Origin of the sequence: Chromobacterium sp. ASV23 (assembly GCF_016428945.1) — a bacterium.
Lineage (GTDB): Bacteria > Pseudomonadota > Gammaproteobacteria > Burkholderiales > Chromobacteriaceae > Chromobacterium > Chromobacterium sinusclupearum.
The window spans coordinates 1-297 of the sequence record NZ_JAELTR010000273.1; the positions used below are offsets into that span (position 1 = coordinate 1).

The following is a 297-nucleotide window of genomic DNA, read 5'->3' on the forward strand; positions in this document are numbered from 1 at the left end:
CGACGACTTCGGCACCGGCTTCGCCACCTTCCAGCAACTGATGCGCTTCCCGTTCACCGAGCTGAAAATCGACCAGTCGCTGGTGACGTCGATCTCCAACAAGCCGCACCTGGAGGGTGTTCAACCTGTCTCTTATACACATCTCCGAGCCCACGAGACTCCGCCAATTCTCTCGTATGCCGTCTTCTGCTTGAAAAGGGGGGGGGGGGGGGGGGGGGGGGGGGGGGGGGGGGGGGGGGGGGGGGGGGGGGGGGGGGGGGGGGGGGGGGGGGGGGGGGGGGGGGGGGGGGGGGGGGG

1 protein-coding gene is annotated in these 297 nt (G+C 71.0%); it reads left to right on the top strand.

Annotated elements, in window-relative coordinates:
• A partial coding sequence (locus tag JHD59_RS22580) for an EAL domain-containing protein (RefSeq protein WP_199155912.1) occupies positions 1–297 on the top strand: 297 nt, incomplete at both ends.